The following is a 16,807-nucleotide window of genomic DNA, read 5'->3' as shown; positions in this document are numbered from 1 at the left end:
GGGGTATTTAACCATTCTTTGGCATACTCAAAAGATGAAACTGCTAATTCAATCATGGCAAGAGGCGGAAGCCCTTGCGGCTCCAATACGCCGTGAGGTCTTTGTAGAGGAACAACACGTGCCAATTGAATTAGAGCTAGATAGCATCGATTCTCATGCTTGGCATGCCCTTGCCTTCCTCAATGGGGCCTGTATTGGCACGGGTCGCCTATATACAATAGATGGTATCGGCCAGATTGGGCGCATGGCGGTATTAGCGGCTTGCCGTCGACAAGGCGTAGGAAGTGCGCTATTGTCGACACTCGTGCAATACGCCCAATCGCTTAATATTCATTCCATTTACTTAAACGCCCAAATAGCGGCTATACCCTTTTATGCCAAATTCAATTTTATTCCTGAGGGAGCCATTTTTAACGAAGCTGGCATTCCCCATCGCACCATGCGCTTAGATTAACAACTATGGCCCTACGCGCAACGATCCATAAAGTTGAACTACACCTGGCCGATGCCGATCGCAATTATTATGCGAGCCATACATTAACGATTGCCAAACATCCATCGGAAACCGATGAACGTATGATGGCGCGTTTAGTTGCATTTTCACTGCTTGCACAAGAAAATTTAGTCTTTAGCAAAGGGCTAAGCGATACCGATGAACCAGATATTTGGGTCAAAGATTTAACGGATGCAATTCAATTATGGATTGAAATTGGTCAACCTGAAGAGCGCCGTATTCTCAAAGCCTGTGGTCGATCAGATCAAGTCGCGATCTTTTGCTATGGCGGCCAAGCAAGTAAAATTTGGTGGCAAGCAATTCAACATAAAGTGACGCGTGCGCAAAATTTAAAGGTCATCGCGCTACCTAAGGAAGCAATTGAAACACTTGGTAAGTGGGTTGAACGCGGCATGACTATGCATGTTAATGTACAAGATGGTGAAATGCTCATCTCAACAGAGCAAGGCCAAATTACCTTAAGCCCTGAACTTTGGTACCAAGCAAAAGAAAAGTAATCTGCTGCTTAGTGTGCCAAAAACTTAACGATCAACGTGCTTATCGAGCTGCAGATTCAATTCTCGAGCAGTTTCAAGTAAACTCTCATAGCCAGAGCGTACATGGGCTGGCAAATCGACGTCACCAATCATCGAACCAATAGTTTCAGTCAAGCTATACAAAATACCTTTCGCGGCACCAAGAGCAATGCTCTGACTAGCAATTAAATCGCCAACATGGTTAACAGCGGCATCGAGTTGTTCAAATTTGGGCTTTAAATTTTGCACAGAATTCCTTGTTGATTTGCTTTTGCCTAGTTTATCAGCGCCAGCCGATAAAATACAATAACTAACCCTCAATTACCTTGCTGAGCCCCACCTCATGAACTTTACCCTTGTTTAAAGCCCAAAAACAGTATCTTTCCAGTATTGTGATGGCGAGCATAGGAGCTGTACTCTTTTCTGGTAAAGCCATCATCATTAAATATGCCTATCGCTATGGTGTTTCGCCTGAAGCCCTATTAGCCCTTCGCATGCTGATTGCATTACCGCTATTTTGGTGCGTCTACTGGTTTGTATCTCGCAATAACAAAAAACCAGCGCTTTCCAAAACAGATTATCTTAAATTGCTCGGTTTAGGTTTTATTGGTTATTTTTTTTCGAGTTACCTTGATTTTTTAGGACTGCAATTTATTTCGGTAGGGCTAGAAAGAATTATTTTGTATCTCACGCCAACTATTGTCATCCTCATATCTTATTTTTTTCTGCATAAAAAAATTACTCGTCTGCAGTGGTATGCAATGATTGTTGGCTATCTCGGGGTGATGCTGGTCTTTTTGCAAGATGCCGGCTCCAAGGGAGAAAATGCGTGGCTCGGGACGCTACTAGTCTTAGGTAGCGCCTGCATGTATGCTGCATATTTAATTGCTGCGGGCGAAATGGTAAACCGCATTGGAAGTATGCGTCTTGTTACTTACGCTACTTCCGTTTCTGCTCTCTTTAGCGCAATCCAAATTGGCTTCCATGAACCAAGCGCCCTATTTACGCAAATGCCACAAGTTTATTGGTTGAGTTTAGTGAATGCCAGTATTTGTACGGTCATTCCCATGTTTTTAGTGATGCTGGCAATTCAACGGGTCGGCTCTTCAGTAACGGCACAAGCAGGTATTTTAGGGCCCCTAGCAACTATTTTAATGGGCTGGTACTTTTTGGATGAAACCATGACCCTCATGCAAGTTTTTGGTATGGCGCTAGTCGTGGCTGCCATGTGGTTACTAGTTCGTAACCGGGAAACTATCACCAACTGAAATCTACTTGAATTTATTAATCTACTTTAGCGCCAGATATTTTGACTACTTGCGCCATCTGCTCATAGTTGCGGCGCAAGAGTTGATTCAATTCTTCTGGCGTCATGGTACCAACCTCAATACCTTGTGCTTTAAAACGTTCGCTTATCTCAGGCCGCTTTATGAGCTGGGAAATATCGGTCGATATTTTATTAATCACCTCTTTCGGGGTAGCTGCTGGCGCCAACAAAGCAAACCAGCTATCAAAAACATAACCTTTAAGGGTATTGTTAATTGGCTGTACCCCAGGCACAAAGGGAGTTAATTTTTCTGAAGTTACCCCCAGAAAACGAATTCGGCTATCTTTAGCAAATGGCAAAGCAGAAATATTCGCAGCTATCACAGCTTGAGAGCGACCCGCTAATAATTCATTAATCGCTTCGCCAGTTCCCTTGGTTGGAATATGCGTCATCTCCAAGCCAGCTAACCCAGTAAAATAAGCCATCGCTAGATGTGAGGCGCTGCCATTTCCAGCGCTAGCATAATTAAATTGTCCAGGCTTCGATTTCACTAAAGCAATAAATTCGGCTACTGTCTTGGGTGGAAATTCGGCATTTGTCATCAATACATATCCCGTATTTCCTAGATACGCTGCCCCCGTAAAATCTTTCAAGGGATCGTAAGGCATTTTAGAATAAAGTGAGCCATTGATATTGTGGCTTGCAGCTGCAACCACTAAGGTATAGCCATCGGGTGCAGACTTCGCAACCAAGTTGGTGCCAACTGTACCGCCTGCACCAGCCCGATTTTCTACTATCACCGATTGGCCAGAAACAGTAGCTAGCTCATTTGAAAATGAACGTGCCAATAAGTCTTGCACTCCGCCAGCAGAAAAGGGTACGATTAGCTTAACAGGCCGAGACGGCCAAGCGTCGGCAGCATTAGCTTGGAGGCTAAAAAAAGCCAAAATAACTAGTAGAAAAGTACGCATAGCCTCTACAGTAGCAGAAATTACCTGAGCTGTAATGATTATTGCCCTCAATTCTTAGGCCTTAAATTAGTCGACCCCTTTTTGCTGGGCGTTTTTAACTGAGAAGAAATCACAATGCCCGCGACAATTAATCCAAACGCAGCTGCATGAAATAAATGGGGCATATCCCCCAGCAAAGCGGCGGCAAAAAGTGCCGTGAATAAAGGAATTAAGTTGCCAAAAAACCCCGCTATATTAGGCCCGGCAATTGCCACCCCTGCACTCCAGCATCGATAAGCAATTAAGGCTGGGCCAAGGCCACAAAAAATAAGTAAAGGCCAAGATAGACTCGGGCTTAAATCAATTTGCGATAAGCCCAAACTAAATTCAAAGCCCGCAAATACTAGTGACCAAATTAGACCCAAGACTATTTGCGCTAATAAAAATTCAGTCCACGGCCATTGCTTTTCTGGGCTTTTACCAGGCTTGCTTAGCATCCAGCTATAACAGGCCCAAAGCAAGGTGGCTGCAACCATCAACATATCGCCAGGCACAAACTTAAGCATCAAAATACCATCTAAATTGCCTCGGGATAAAACAACCGTCACGCCAATGATAGACACTACCGCGCCAAGCATTTGCCAAGGGTTGACTCGATTTTGATAAAAAATAGAACCAATTAACAACATCCAAATGGGCATACTTGCGCCAATTAAGGTGACATTAATCGGCGAAGAAGTTTCGAGAGCGATATATAAAAAAGCGTTATAACAACCTACGCCCAATAAGCTTAAGGTTAAGAAACGTTTTTTATGCTGCCACAATAGACTTTGGGGTAATAAAATTTTCCACGCAAATGGCATCAGTACTGCTGCAGCGATTATCCAACGAAATAAATTAAGTAAGGCTGGTGACAGATGCCCAACAAACCATCGCCCTGCTATTGCATTTCCGCCCCATAAAATCGTCGCCAAAATTAAGTAAGCTGCCGCATTTAAGGTTAAGCGCTGATGGGTTGAAGACATGTTAAAAACCGCCATTAGGCGGTTCAATTACTTTCAAAATCAAACAAATTTACGGTTTTATTTGGCTAATGCTTTAGCAGCCGAGCCAATAATAACCAGCGACCAACCCTGTAATACAAGCTCAATGGCAATTAACATGCCCGGAACCCACAGGCTCGAAGAAGGCCAACTACTCATAATTAAAGCAGCCAGAATAATAGAAATTAAGCCCGAAATCGCAGCCCAAACCCAGCCATTCATCAGCCGATGCTGAAATGCTGAAAAAATACGCAGCAGGCCAGAGAAGAAAAAGAATACTGCTAACCAAAGCGTTAAGCCCGCCAAACTAGCTAGGGGAAAAAAGCATACATATAAGCCTGCAGCAATATAGAGTAGCGACATAATCAATTGAATACTTACAGATTTCCAGCCATGTGATTGCAGCGCATGGTAGCCTTGTAGCAAGCCTGCAGCGATCGCAAAACCGCCCAACACACTAACCGAAATCAGCGAAAATACCGTTTGCCCAAAAAAACCGATGGTGCCTAAAACCAACATCATCACACCAAGACCAATGAGTAAATTAGCATTATGCGCAACCTTGCCTAAGACAAGGCCTTGTAATGCAGTAAGTTCTGGGGTTTGAGATGATGACATGGTTTTCCTTGATGAAGTGGGTAAAACAAATATCTTACTCGGTATTTGTGAATTTATTTCTCAGAGCTGTAACTCTTATCTAAAAACAGTTGCACTCCATCAAACATTAACATGCGGTTTTTTTCCATAATGATAGAGTGTGTTCCCTCACCAATTTCCAATAAAACTCGATATGGGGCATTGGTTAATTGCTTAAAATATTCCTGTAGCATATAACTAGGTAAATCAGCATCCCATTCGGCATGAACCAGCATCACGGGTACAGTAATTTTTTTAGGATCATAGAGTGGCTTGCCTGCAGCCCAAAATTCACGCGTATCTTGCACTGTCCCATTAGGGGCTCGTAGTTTTTTTGGATTTTGGTTTTTTCCCCAAGGATCTGTTTCAAAAGTTGCCTCAGCCCACTTTTCAAACCAACCTGCAGGCATTATGGTTGCCTGTGCATATTCTGGAACTCCGGCGGATTTCCGGCTCTTAGCATCCTCTACGGTAACTACACGATAAGCCCCCAAGGTTCCTCCCTTGTCGGTTAGTGCCGCTCCGCCTTGTCGTAACCATTGAGGAGCATATAACACTAGTTTATTTACTTTCTGATTATTTTCAGCGGTGTATTTACCCATGATAGTCGTACCCCAAGACCATCCCAGTAAATTCATTTTATTGATGCTCCGTTTTTTTAAAATAAAGTTAACGGCACTACTCACATCACTGACGGCTACCTCAGTGCGCACTATTGGTGGACTCTGATCTGCAGGTAAGTCTAATTCGGCAGGACGCGTTGACTTACCGTAGCCCCTCAAATCTACTAACCAAACATCGTATCCACGTTCTGCAATATATTCCATCCACGAAGTACCACCCAAACTCAAATCAAAAGCTGTCTCCGATGGATAAGTAGAGCCGTGTACATAGAGTAAGGTTTTATCTGGACTAAATTGCTTCATTCCTTGGGGATGTTTATTGCGCACATATAGGGATATTCCTGGGGTATCACTGGGAACCATATATTCCGACATCATTAATTTAGGCGCCGCCCCTACCTGCCAGGGCGAAATGATGAGTATCGAAAAAAGAATGAGAAAACGATGACTAATTTTATGCACAATGCCTCCCCTATTAGTATTCATTTTAATAAGTTCAGAATACCACGGGAAATTAGGTAGTTGGAAATGGTCTCATCGAACGATAAACTTCTCGACGCGAGCGTTTACTTAAGACTAATTGCCACAATTGACCTTGGCGTGAACGAAAAAAACCAGCGCAGGACAGCAGATAGTATGACCACATCCGATAAAATCGCTCACTGTATTCGCTTGCTACCTGCGGCCAAGTTTGTACAAAGTTAGCATGCCAAGCAAGTAAGGTTTTATCATAATCTTGGCCAAAATTATGCCAGTCCTCAATTAAAAAACGGCCATCTAAAGCTTTAGTTAATTCAGCTGAGCAAGGAATCTTGCCATTCGGAAAAATATAACGATCAATCCATGGGTCAGTGCGCGTTACTTCTACATCACTGCCAATGGTATGCAATAAAAATAAACCATTGTCTTTTAAAAGTCGCTTGGCAGCATCAAAATAAGCCAAGTAATTTTTTTCACCGACATGTTCAAACATGCCAACCGAAACAATTTTATCGAAGGTGCCTTGTAAATCACGGTAATCAATTAACTCGATCGTTACCGGTAGGCCCCTGCAACGCTCTTGTGCCAATGCTTGCTGCTCTTTAGAAACCGTAATACCAAGCACCTCTACACCATAGTTTTTAGCTGCATAGGCAGCTAAGCCACCCCAGCCACAGCCAATTTCTAATAATTTTTCACCTGCCTTGAGTTCTAATTTACGACAAATCATTTCTAATTTATCGTCTTGTGCTTGCGCCAAATTATTAGCCTTCTCCCAATAAGCGCAGGAATACATCATGCGGGGATCTAACATCCGCTCAAAGATATCATTGCCAATATCATAGTGTTGCTCACCAACCTGAAAAGCACGCTCTTTTGATTGCAAATTAAATAATTTGGCACGTATTACTTCGCCAACCATTCTAATTCGTGCAAACCCATGGACCGTTTCATTAAGGTCTTGACTAAGTAGGCGACAAATCATTTCATCGAGTTGGGCACAATCCCAATAGCCGTCCATGTACGACTCACCCAAGCCAAGCGACCATTTTGATAAAATCGCGTCATACGTCTTTGGGTTGTGTACCTGAATATCCCATGGCTGCGGACCATTAATTTCGATACCGCAATTGGCAAATAACTCCACCAAAATAGGGGGAGGGACATTCCGCTCGCTTAAGTAGGGCTGACTAATAGAATTCATTGTGAAATCAATAGATTAGACTAGACAAGTTGGTTTTCCATAATCATTCTACAATTGATCTTTGGATTTTTAAAGTAAAACTGTGAAACAGCGTTATACCCATATTGCTATTGCCCTACACTGGATTATGGCAATAGTGGTGCTCACGACTTGGTCGATCGCCCTTATTGCACACGATATGCCCGTGAGCCCCGAGCGTATTTTGGCGATTAGTTGGCATAAATGGCTTGGGCTGACTGTTTTATGGCTGGTTTTTGTGCGCCTCTTTTGGCGTGCGACCCATCCCGCACCAGAATTAGCCGTTCGGCTACCAGCCTGGCAAGAACACATCATGCAACTTACCCATTTAGCCTTTTATCTACTGATGATTGCCATACCTATCTTGGGCTGGCTAATGAGCTCGGCGAAAGGCTATACCGTTAATTATTTTGGGCTCTTTGAATTACCCGATTTAGTACTTAAAGATAAAGCTACGGGCCGCTTACTGAAACAAATTCATGAAGTGCTCGCTAATCTTCTCATTAGTTTAGTGGCCTTACATGTACTCGCTGCCTTAAAGCACCATTTTTGGGATAAGGATGGCTTACTTAAACGCATGTCTTTTTTTAAATAATTTTAGAGATCAATTCAAGATGCAAATTTTGCGAGCATTAACTGCCAAATCAACTCTATTAATAAGCGCCATTTGTAGCTTAATAAGCTTATTTTCTGGGCCTGTTCTGGCAGTGGATTTTAATTCGCTTGATACCGCTAAAAGTAAAATTACCTTCACCTGCAAACTAATGGGCTCGAGTATTAATGGTAGCTTTGACCAATTTGGGGGGATAGTGAGTTTCAACCCAGATAGCCCCGAAAAGGCGAAAGCAGATCTATGGATTGCGTTGGCAAGTTTTAACGCTGGGGGCGATGAATTGCGCGACGAGGCTCAAGGCAAAGAATGGTTCAACAGTAAAGCATTTCCCAAAGCGCAATTTGTATCTGAAAGTATTAAAAATTTGGGGAATGGTAAGCTCGAATTAAAAGGTAAGCTCACGATTAAAAATAAAACCCAACCCCTTACAATTATGGCAAGCTATCAGGCCCAAGGTAAGCAAATGACCTTTAATGGTAGTTTTGAGTTACTGCGCCTGAATTACGACTTAGGAGCAGGGGCTTGGGCTGATACCAAGTCGGTTGCCAATGAAGTACCAGTAAAAATTTACCTTGTTTTAAATTCAAAATAAACTGACCGAATTTTTTATTACTTACGGAGAAATCAATGCAATCAAAATTATTTATCAATCTATGTAGTACCGTTACCTTCATTTGCAGTTTGAGTTTCAATATGCAGGTTATGGCAGCAGCCGAAAATTACGTCACAGAGCCTAATCACACCTTTGCTGAGTTTTCTTATAACCATCTCGGTTTATCTAACCAAACTAGTCGCTTTAACACGGTTAGTGGCACTATTACGATTGACCCCGTTGCCAAAACGGGGAAAGCAGATATTACGATCGATACTAAGTCGGTTGATACAAGCTCTAGCGCGTTCAATAACCATATTCAAGCTGAAGACTATTTATCCACCACGCAGTTTCCCACCGCAACATTTAAATCCGATAAATTTACTTTCTCAGGTGATAAATTAACGGGGATGCAGGGCGTTCTTACTTTAAAAGGTGTTAGCAAGCCTGTAACGCTTGAGGTTACTAACTTTGATTGTAAAAAACATCCCATGGTTGGGGTTGATTTTTGTGGCGCAAATGCAATCACAAAAGTAAAGCGCTCGGAATTTAATATGGGCAAAAATGTCCCTGCGGTAGGTGATGATGTCACGATTCGAATTGCTATTGAGGCTAAAAAGAGTAGTTAATAGCCAAACAAAAGCCGCTGACCTATTTCAGCGGCTTTTTTTATCGACGGGTTTAACTCCCTATTGCGACCATCTACCAGGTACTGTCTAAAAAAATCCCTAAGCAGGGGCTGTCGTAAGCTGTTCAACTGCTCTCACTTGTTCGATCGCAGACTCCAAATGAGCGACAGTGCGCTCAATATGTTGCAATTTTTCTAGGCCAAATAAACCCACTCGGAAGGTCCGAAAATCGCTACGTTCATCACATTGCAAAGGTACCCCTGCGGCAGTTTGCATGCCTAGGGCCATAAACTTTTTTCCATTCTGAATTTCAGGATCAGTGGTGTAACTAACCACTACCGCTGGAGCTTGAAAGCCTTCTGCAGCAACTGAACTAAAACCATTTGCTACCATTAAGGCGCGTATCTTTGCGCCTAACTCAATTTGTTTCGCCTGCAGGTTGGCAAAACCTAAGGCTTGGGTCTCTTGCATTACATTGCGCACTAACCGTAAGGTGTCTGTTGGCATCGTGGCATGGTAAACATGAGCCCCTTTTTCATAAGTCTCCATCGTAACTAACCACTTCTTTAAATCAAGTGCAAAACTATTACTTTGGGTTGTCTCTATTTTTTGACGAGCGCGTTCGCTCATACCAATTAAGGCGCAGCATGGGGGCCCGCTCCAGCCCTTTTGTGGCGCACTAATGAGAATATCAACATTACAGGCTTTCATATCGACCCACATCGCACCAGAGGCAATGCAATCCAATACAAATAAGCCGCCCACTGCTTGCACCGCTTTGCCTACAGCTGTTAAATACGCATCAGATAACATTAAACCAGCCGAAGTTTCTACATGGGGAGCAAAAACAACTGCGGGTTTTTCCTTCAAAATAAGGGCAACTACTTGATCGATTGGCGCAGGCATAAAAGCCCCATCAATCTGATCGGCTACTTGACGTGCTTTAAGAACCTGTAAGTCAGTTGTGATTTGCGCCATTTCAAATATTTGCGTCCAGCGATAACTGAACCAACCGTTACGCAAGATAAAGCATTTTTGATTCACGGCAAATTGACGTGCAACAGACTCCATGCCGAAGGTGCCGCTACCCGGAACAATTACAGTTGAATGGGCCTGGTAAGCACATTTGAAGATGCGCGAAATATCGCGCATCACTTGACCAAAATCATGCGACATATGATTGAGTGAGCGGTCGGTGTAAACCACTGAAAATTCGAGTAATCCAGCTGGATCAACGTTGGGAAGTAAGCCTGGCATAGGAATTCCTTGAAAATAAGGGAAATGCGGGTTAATTGAGGTCCATTTTACTGGTGCCCAAAAGCAAGAGCCAAACTTCTATAATGCACCTATGAATCTAATGCGCCCAATTCTTGATCACCCCTTATGGGTACTACTCATCACCTTTTCCGTACTTTCTGCAGCCGTTTCGCTTGGCGCCGCCTTGCGTCGCATCGAAGTGAAGCGCAATCCCCAAAGTACGGCCGATGCATCGATTGTGCAAAACGCCACACTTACCTTATTAGCCCTCATGATCGGTTTTACCTTTTCCATGTCGATTAACCGCTATGACCAACGTAAATTGTATGAAGAGGCTGAGGCCAATGCAATTGGCACCGAATATCTGCGCGCCGATCTATTGCCGACCGCCTATGCTACAGCGACAAAATTAAACCTCAAAAAATACTTGCAATATCGCATTGCCGAATATCAAGCACTCGCTCCCAGCGACATTCAAAAACTCGATATCGAACTAGAGCGCCAACAAAATCTACTATGGACCACTGTTTTACCCGCACTGAAAGAGCACCAAACGCCCATTCATGCCTTAGTGGCTGCTGGCATGAATGATGTCATTAATTCTGCTAGTTATACCCAAGCTGCCTGGCTCAATCGTATTCCTGCTCCCGCCTGGGCTTTATTGTTTATTATCGCTATCTTTGCGAGCATTGCTGTGGGTTTTAGCGCCAATAGCTTTAAAGCGAATCGCACGCTTTTTTTATCAATTCCGCTAGTGGTTTCAGTATCGTTTTTTCTGATCGCGGATATTGACGGCCCTCGTCACGGCATCATCAAAGTTTTGCCCGTTAATTTAATTGGCCTTGATCTGCAACTCAATAAACCTTAATCATGAATCTGTCCGAAATCGATTTCACTCGCATGCAAAATATCATTCTTACTGCGGTAACTGATATTGGTCTAAAAATTGTTGCGGCGATTTTATTTTGGTTTATTGGACGAGCTTTAATTCAGTTTACTGTTAAATTAGTTCGCGCTTGGATGGAAAAAAAAGTTCTAGACCCAACCGTCGAGAACTATGTGGCCGCAGCAATTTCAGTAATTCTGAATATTCTGCTAATCATTGGCATCTTAGGTAATTTTGGCCTCCAAACCACGAGCTTTGCCGCGCTATTTGCCACCCTTGGTATTACCATTGGCGCCGCCTGGGCGGGGTTGTTAGCCAACTTGGCAGCGGGTATTTTTCTCATTGTGCTTCGTCCATTTAAGGTGGGCGACTACGTAGTAGCGGGCGGCATTAATGGCAATATTACGCAAATTGGGCTCTTCTCTACTACCATTACTACGGCTGATAACGTCGCAACGCTAATCGGGAATAATAAAATTTTTAGTGATACGATCCAAAATTTTAGTAGCAATGCTTATCGACGACTTCACCTTAAGGTGCAGCTCACTAGCGGAGTAGATTATCAAGCGGCGATGACTTTATTACGTGAAAAAGTTGCGGCCATACCTGGTGTTCTGGCTAACCCAGCGGTAGTAATTGATATCGGCGACCTGAATTTAGTTGGACCCGTTTTAGTCGTGCGTCCTTGCTGTAGTGCGTTTGATTACACCCCGGTGCATTTTGCCACCAACCGAGTCATACTTGAAACATTAGAGGCCGCTGGTTTCGCCCCCAAGATGACAGGCCAAAATCTCTTGATCAATCAATAAAATTAATCTAATTTTGCCCCAGCCTGCTTCACTACTTTAGCCCATCGAGGCGTTTCAATAGCTAAAAACTTCGTGAATTGTTCAGCACTTAAAAAGGCGGGGTCTGCCCCTTGCGCTATCATGCGCTCTTGAATTGTCGGTGTTTCAAGCGTTTGTTTAAAGGCATTACTCAATTTTTGAATCGCCTCTGCGGGCGTATTACGCGGTGCAAGTACACCGTAAAATCCGACCACCTCTAAGTTAGCTACACCCGTTTCAATTACCGTTGGTACTTCAGGTAAAGCAATACTTCTAGTTTTACTAGTTACTGCTAATACTTTAATTTTGCCTTGTTTTGCATAATTTGCTACTTGAGGAATCGATTCCGCCATAAATTGGACGTGTCCAGCCATCAAGTCAGTAAAAGCGGGTGCACTACCTTTAAATGGAATATGCACTATATCAATTCCAGTTTCCTGTTTTAGCATTTCTGGTACTAAATGAGAAATCCCGCCGTTGCCTGCAGAGCCATAATTTAATTTGCCTGGGTTCGCTTTTGCGTAGGCAATAAATTCTTTAAGGGTTTTGACTGGCACATCATTATTGACAATTAAACCAAGGGCTTGTTGTGCAGTACGAGCGACCGGCTGAAAATCATTCAATAAAATATAAGGTGGTGGCGTGTAAATAGCAGGGTTAATGACCATCGTGCCTGTATTACCGAGCAATAGGGTGTAGCCGTCTGCAGGCGACTGAGCCACAAAGAGTGCCCCAACCGTTCCTCCAGCACCTGCTTTGTAATCAACCAAAATAGGCTGACCCAAAATGGCCTGTAACTTATCAGTTAAGAGTCGAATATGAGTATCTAAAGGGCCGCCAGCAGGAAAGCCGATCACAATTTTGATCGGTTTATCCGGATAAGCGGCTTGCGTATGGCAAGAAAGCCCCAGCAAAAAACTAGCTAAGCAAGCGCAAAGCAAAGGTCGTAAGCGGTAAGTAGTCATCATAGATGCTATCTTACCTAAAATAAGCTTAGGGGTGGTTAAAATGACTGATGATTTTTAATGCCGATGAAGAAGAGCTAGGGCCCAGCAAATCCGCGCTTAAACGCCAAATGACCCAACGTCAAAAATTGGCTGAAGTTCTTTCTGAACTCAGCAGCGATGCGCTGGCTAGTATTCCAATCGAAGAAAGCCTACGTGCTGAAATTGCCGAAACCAAAAAGATTAAAACTTTTGGGGCAATTAAAAGACACAAACAACATTTAGGCAAACTCATGCGCTTTTTAGATGAAGCTGAAATTGCCGCTATTCAGTTACGACTTGATGCAATTCAAGGCCTTAGTCGAGCCGAAACGGCAAAAATGCATCGCTTCGAAGCCATGCGCGATAAACTCATTGCCGATGATGGCGCACTAACTAAGCTGATTGAGCTCTATCCTGCCTTAGACATTCAAACGATGCGGAATTTAATTCGCAGTGCCCGCAAAGAGAAGGAGTTAAATAAACCACCCAAATCATATCGGGAAATTTTTCGTCTACTGAAAGAGTTAAGCGAGCCCTAACAAAGGGCTGCTTACTGTGTTTCCATTTTACTGCTGCTCAATTCCCGCATCTTTAATGGCCTTGGCCCACTTGATGGTTTCAAGTGTATTGCGCTTAGCCAAGGCAGACGGTGGTCCTGGCTCAACCTCAAAACCTAATGAAGCAAAACGTTCTTGAACGTCCTTGTTACGAGCAGTTTGATTCAAAGCCTCATTTAGCTTTTGAATAATTGCTGGCGGAGTTTTAGCTGGGGCATAAGCAGCAAAGTACGCAATAATTTCATAGCCTTTAATACCTAAGGCTTCATTTACGGTGGGTAATTCAGGAATAGCTTTAGATCGTTTTAACGAAGTTACGGCTAAGCCCCGAATTTTGCCAGCCTGAACTTGGGGCAAGGTTACTGCAAAGTCGGCGGTAAACATCATCACCTGCCCACCAATTAAATCGGTCATCGCATTGGGGCCGCTTTTATAAGGCACATTAATCATCTTCACTCCAGTCATCGAGGCTAAAACTGAGCTCGAAACTAGCTGTGAACTGCTTGCGCTTGCAAAAGTGACTTTACCAGGAGAATCTTTAGCGATCTGGATAAACTCTTTGAGTGTTTTAGCAGGAATTTCATTATTAATCGTCACAATAAGGGGTACTTCACCCATGAAACCAATGGCCTCAAAAGCAGTATCTTGATCGTAAGGCAATTTCTTCATTAAACTTTTTAATGCTGCATTGGTACTATTGGTGCCAATTAAAATTGTATAGCCGTCAGGATCAGCCTTGGCTACCGCATCAGCGCCTAACATGCCGTTAGCGCCCGGTTTATTCTCAACCACTATCGGCTGACCTAAAATCTCCGACATCTTGGCAGCAAAAGCACGGCCAATCTGATCAGTAGCACTACCGGCAGCAAAAGGCACAATCGCTTTAATCGGTTTATTCGGATAGTTTTGCGCTGTTGCTTGTGAATTAGCGTCTTGAACTCCAGTTGTTAATCCGATCAACAAGCTGGTAATAACTACAAAAAACGGTAAACGCTTAAATAACTTATCTTTAGTCTCGAGCATGGCTTTTCCTTTTTTTAATGGTTTATTTTGACTCAATTTCCATGGTAAGTAAATGAAATGATAGGGCTTTACCGTGCATATCTAAATTCAGGGAATCATTTACACCACCATCTAAAACGCCTTCGAGCACAAAATTCATAGCACCCAGCTTGGGTAGCAAATACCGTACGACCTGAGTGGGGTGGCGAAAGGCAAAATGGGTAGCAACCCGCTCTACTGTAAGCTGTTCTACTAACCATTCATAGTCCGCTAATTGATAAGCGATAACGCTAATATTAGAGCAGTTACCTTTATCGCCCGTACGGGCATGCGCTAATTCATATAAGGTGATCGAGTTCATCAGCAGTCTGATAAAAAATAAAATGTAGCGGGAACGTGCTCACGCTCAATTAAGCAAGATTGGATAGAAAGTCTTGGTCTTTTCGCTACGCGAACGCCACCGCCACCTGCAGGGCCACCGGTCCACAATGCTGTTACTTCGCGGAGGAGTAAATCAATCATTTTCAAATCACAGTGTTGCCCCGCAACTCGTAAGCGTACATCATGAATTTCACCATGGGTAGGATTTTTTATTGCATTTTTGAGAAAACTATTCGCATCATCACCAAAAATACTGCTGATGCCAATTAAATCAAAACGTAAGTTCATCGCTGAACCCAAACGATTTTGTAGTATTTCCATTGCAAGTCTTGCCCTGCCTTTTGCATTTGGCCCGGCATACGAAATCTCCCCCTCGCCAAACCAACCGCCATCAAAAAAAACATTTGTTTTTAATGTATTAGTGCGCGGATGACCCAAAACACCAGATAAGCGCACTCGATGCGGGGCGATTTCAGTTACTGTAGCCTGAGTAATATCAGCCACCACATCAGGCGTAATATAGGCAGCAGGATCATGGAGTTCATATAAAAGTTGTTCTTTTACGGTCCGTTCATCAACCAAGCCGCCGGTATTGCTTGCTTTGGTTATCACACAGCTACCATCAAATGCAATTTCTGCAATTGGAAAACCAATGTTATGAATCTCGGGCACATCCTTCACTCCAGGATCAGCAAAGTATCCTCCAGTCACTTGCGCACCACATTCCAACAAGTGCCCAGCCATCGTTGCACCTGCAAGCGCATTCCAATTATTGTCACTCCAGCCAAAATATGCCATGGCAGGCCCTAGGGTAAGCGATGGATCAGCAACACGGCCAGTTACGACAATTTGTGCACCTGCCAAAATTGCATTGGCAATTTCTCGCGCACCTTGGTATGCATTCGCACAGACGAAATTCGCCGCCTCAAATTGTTCGCCTAAATGCTGGCGCAATAAGGTCTCAACTTTTTTACCATCCAAACTATCGCCCACCACAATTGCAATCCGAGGACTAGGTAAACCAAGGCGTTTTGCCAAAGCCTGAATGACTTTGCCAGCCCCCTCTGGGTTTGCTGCACCAAAATTACCGACAATGGTGATCTGATGCTGCAAGCAAGCCGCCAATATAGGTTCCAGCTCAAGTTCTAATAAAGGCTCATACCCTAATTGTGGGTTAGCGCGTTTAGCTAATTGATGGCTTGCTAAGGTTCTTTCTGCTAAATTCTCAAAAATAATGGCCGCAGGACCGCCCCGCTCGATTAAGGTTTGCACCACGGGTGCAGCTGCATCGGTACGATCACCCGAAAAACCAGCTCCGCAGCCAACCGCAAAAATCGGCATTACAAATCACCGCGTTTTTTCAGCCACGCATCTCGATAGATATTCGTCATACCAATCATGATCGAAGTAGTCCAAGCTACAGAAAATAGGCCAGAAAAGGCAATAAAGAGGGGTAATACTTTCCATTCAAAAGGCATGATATTGCTAATGAAACCAATTGTGGTGTAGGTACTTCCAGCAAATAAAATGGCTTCGATAGGGTTCAGCACTAAACCTAGTAATAACAACATTACAGCCCACAGAATCACTTCAATAATATGAATTAAAGCAATAAAAGCAAATGATAAATAGAAATGAAATAGTACTAAATTGAATTTTTCACTGACAAAATCTAATTTGGTGATGTTATTAAAACGCATCAAAATAAAGTTAATCGTAATGCCATGAAATAACAAGATGAAGACTAAACCCCCTAATCCAAAAGCAGATTGAATCGCCAGATCAGTAAAGGAAAAATGCTCTAAGTCAAGGTGAATTGAATTCATC

General features: G+C 43.3%; 21 protein-coding genes. 9 read left to right on the top strand and 12 right to left on the bottom strand.

Translation table 11 applies throughout. The features are described 5' to 3' along the window. The first annotated feature begins 34 nt into the window (after positions 1–34). A complete protein-coding gene (locus LZG75_RS09520; RefSeq protein ID WP_233937328.1) occupies positions 35–454 on the top strand; it encodes a GNAT family N-acetyltransferase in 420 nt (139 codons plus the stop codon). Between the two features lie 5 nt (positions 455–459). Continuing rightward, positions 460–1,011, top strand: coding sequence for a YaeQ family protein (locus LZG75_RS09515; RefSeq protein WP_233924276.1), 552 nt, complete (start codon positions 460–462; stop codon positions 1,009–1,011). Between the two features lie 24 nt (positions 1,012–1,035). Here the strand turns inward: LZG75_RS09515 and LZG75_RS09510 are convergent, their stop codons facing one another. Next, on the bottom strand, positions 1,036–1,278 hold the full coding sequence (locus LZG75_RS09510; RefSeq protein ID WP_233937327.1) for a hypothetical protein: 243 nt from the start codon (positions 1,276–1,278) through the stop codon (positions 1,036–1,038). A gap of 107 nt (positions 1,279–1,385) precedes the next feature. Here LZG75_RS09510 and LZG75_RS09505 point away from each other — a divergent pair, with 107 nt between their 5' ends. Further along, the gene (locus LZG75_RS09505) at positions 1,386–2,297 is read left to right on the top strand and encodes a DMT family transporter (RefSeq protein ID WP_233937326.1); all 912 of its coding nucleotides are present in this window, start codon (positions 1,386–1,388) and stop codon (positions 2,295–2,297) included. Positions 2,298–2,313: 16 nt separating this feature from the next. Here LZG75_RS09505 and LZG75_RS09500 read toward each other — a convergent pair whose 3' ends face one another. Genes LZG75_RS09500 through cfa form a run of 5 tightly spaced genes read right to left on the bottom strand, consistent with a single transcriptional unit; the run spans position 2,314 to position 7,232 of the window. Then, a complete protein-coding gene (locus LZG75_RS09500; RefSeq protein ID WP_233937325.1) occupies positions 2,314–3,318 on the bottom strand; it encodes a tripartite tricarboxylate transporter substrate binding protein in 1,005 nt (334 codons plus the stop codon). Continuing rightward, complete coding sequence (locus LZG75_RS09495; RefSeq protein ID WP_233937324.1) at positions 3,315–4,286, bottom strand: DMT family transporter; 972 nt, start codon at positions 4,284–4,286, stop codon at positions 3,315–3,317. Before LZG75_RS09495 ends, LZG75_RS09500 begins: the two co-directional genes overlap by 4 nt. A 42-nt stretch (positions 4,287–4,328) precedes the next feature. Beyond that, entirely contained in the window at positions 4,329–4,907 is a 579-nt protein-coding gene (locus LZG75_RS09490; protein ID WP_233937323.1) for an HdeD family acid-resistance protein, read from the bottom strand. Positions 4,908–4,960: 53 nt separating this feature from the next. Next, positions 4,961–6,010, bottom strand: coding sequence for an alpha/beta fold hydrolase (locus LZG75_RS09485; RefSeq protein WP_233937322.1), 1,050 nt, complete (start codon positions 6,008–6,010; stop codon positions 4,961–4,963). A 52-nt stretch (positions 6,011–6,062) separates the two neighbouring features. After that, the gene (cfa, locus tag LZG75_RS09480; RefSeq protein ID WP_233937321.1) at positions 6,063–7,232 is read right to left on the bottom strand and encodes a cyclopropane fatty acyl phospholipid synthase; all 1,170 of its coding nucleotides are present in this window, start codon (positions 7,230–7,232) and stop codon (positions 6,063–6,065) included. 82 nt (positions 7,233–7,314) lie between these two features. Between cfa and LZG75_RS09475 the strand changes: the two genes are divergently transcribed. Genes LZG75_RS09475 through LZG75_RS09465 form a run of 3 tightly spaced genes read left to right on the top strand, consistent with a single transcriptional unit; the run spans position 7,315 to position 9,084 of the window. Beyond that, on the top strand, positions 7,315–7,845 hold the full coding sequence (locus tag LZG75_RS09475) for a cytochrome b (RefSeq protein WP_233937320.1): 531 nt from the start codon (positions 7,315–7,317) through the stop codon (positions 7,843–7,845). A gap of 19 nt (positions 7,846–7,864) precedes the next feature. Beyond that, a complete protein-coding gene (locus LZG75_RS09470) occupies positions 7,865–8,455 on the top strand; it encodes a YceI family protein (protein WP_233924268.1) in 591 nt (196 codons plus the stop codon). A 35-nt stretch (positions 8,456–8,490) separates the two neighbouring features. Continuing rightward, positions 8,491–9,084 carry a YceI family protein gene (locus LZG75_RS09465; RefSeq protein WP_233937319.1) on the top strand — a complete coding sequence of 198 codons (594 nt, stop codon included), beginning with the start codon at positions 8,491–8,493 and terminating at the stop codon, positions 9,082–9,084. Positions 9,085–9,183: 99 nt separating this feature from the next. Here LZG75_RS09465 and LZG75_RS09460 read toward each other — a convergent pair whose 3' ends face one another. Further along, positions 9,184–10,341 carry an aminotransferase class V-fold PLP-dependent enzyme gene (locus LZG75_RS09460; RefSeq protein WP_233924266.1) on the bottom strand — a complete coding sequence of 386 codons (1,158 nt, stop codon included), beginning with the start codon at positions 10,339–10,341 and terminating at the stop codon, positions 9,184–9,186. Between the two features lie 91 nt (positions 10,342–10,432). Between LZG75_RS09460 and LZG75_RS09455 the strand changes: the two genes are divergently transcribed. Both LZG75_RS09455 and LZG75_RS09450 read left to right on the top strand, forming a co-directional pair. Continuing rightward, positions 10,433–11,209, top strand: a complete 777-nt coding sequence (locus LZG75_RS09455) for a hypothetical protein (protein WP_233924265.1) — start codon at positions 10,433–10,435, stop codon at positions 11,207–11,209. Between the two features lie 2 nt (positions 11,210–11,211). After that, the gene (locus tag LZG75_RS09450; RefSeq protein ID WP_233924264.1) at positions 11,212–12,036 is read left to right on the top strand and encodes a mechanosensitive ion channel family protein; all 825 of its coding nucleotides are present in this window, start codon (positions 11,212–11,214) and stop codon (positions 12,034–12,036) included. Positions 12,037–12,038: 2 nt separating this feature from the next. Here the strand turns inward: LZG75_RS09450 and LZG75_RS09445 are convergent, their stop codons facing one another. Next, positions 12,039–13,022 carry a Bug family tripartite tricarboxylate transporter substrate binding protein gene (locus LZG75_RS09445; protein ID WP_370635193.1) on the bottom strand — a complete coding sequence of 328 codons (984 nt, stop codon included), beginning with the start codon at positions 13,020–13,022 and terminating at the stop codon, positions 12,039–12,041. A 47-nt stretch (positions 13,023–13,069) separates the two neighbouring features. Here LZG75_RS09445 and yjgA point away from each other — a divergent pair, with 47 nt between their 5' ends. Next, entirely contained in the window at positions 13,070–13,579 is a 510-nt protein-coding gene (gene yjgA, locus LZG75_RS09440; protein WP_233924263.1) for a ribosome biogenesis factor YjgA, read from the top strand. Positions 13,580–13,606: 27 nt separating this feature from the next. On the opposite strand, the gene LZG75_RS09435 is transcribed toward yjgA, so the two are convergent. The 4 genes from LZG75_RS09435 to LZG75_RS09420 are packed head-to-tail and all read right to left on the bottom strand — an operon-like array spanning position 13,607 to position 16,806. Beyond that, a complete protein-coding gene (locus LZG75_RS09435) occupies positions 13,607–14,620 on the bottom strand; it encodes a tripartite tricarboxylate transporter substrate binding protein (protein WP_233937318.1) in 1,014 nt (337 codons plus the stop codon). A 22-nt stretch (positions 14,621–14,642) separates the two neighbouring features. Then, positions 14,643–14,960: a hypothetical protein gene (locus LZG75_RS09430; RefSeq protein WP_233937317.1), complete on the bottom strand. Its 318-nt coding sequence runs from the start codon at positions 14,958–14,960 to the stop codon at positions 14,643–14,645. Then, positions 14,960–16,321, bottom strand: a complete 1,362-nt coding sequence (locus LZG75_RS09425; RefSeq protein WP_233937316.1) for an acyclic terpene utilization AtuA family protein — start codon at positions 16,319–16,321, stop codon at positions 14,960–14,962. Before LZG75_RS09425 ends, LZG75_RS09430 begins: the two co-directional genes overlap by 1 nt. Next, entirely contained in the window at positions 16,321–16,806 is a 486-nt protein-coding gene (locus LZG75_RS09420; protein WP_233937315.1) for a hypothetical protein, read from the bottom strand. Before LZG75_RS09420 ends, LZG75_RS09425 begins: the two co-directional genes overlap by 1 nt. Position 16,807 lies beyond the last annotated feature (1 nt).

This window comes from Polynucleobacter sp. IMCC30063 (assembly GCF_021395235.1).
Lineage (GTDB): Bacteria > Pseudomonadota > Gammaproteobacteria > Burkholderiales > Burkholderiaceae > Polynucleobacter.
The sequence above is the reverse complement of the archived record's forward strand: the minus strand, read 5'-3'. Positions and strand labels throughout refer to the sequence as shown.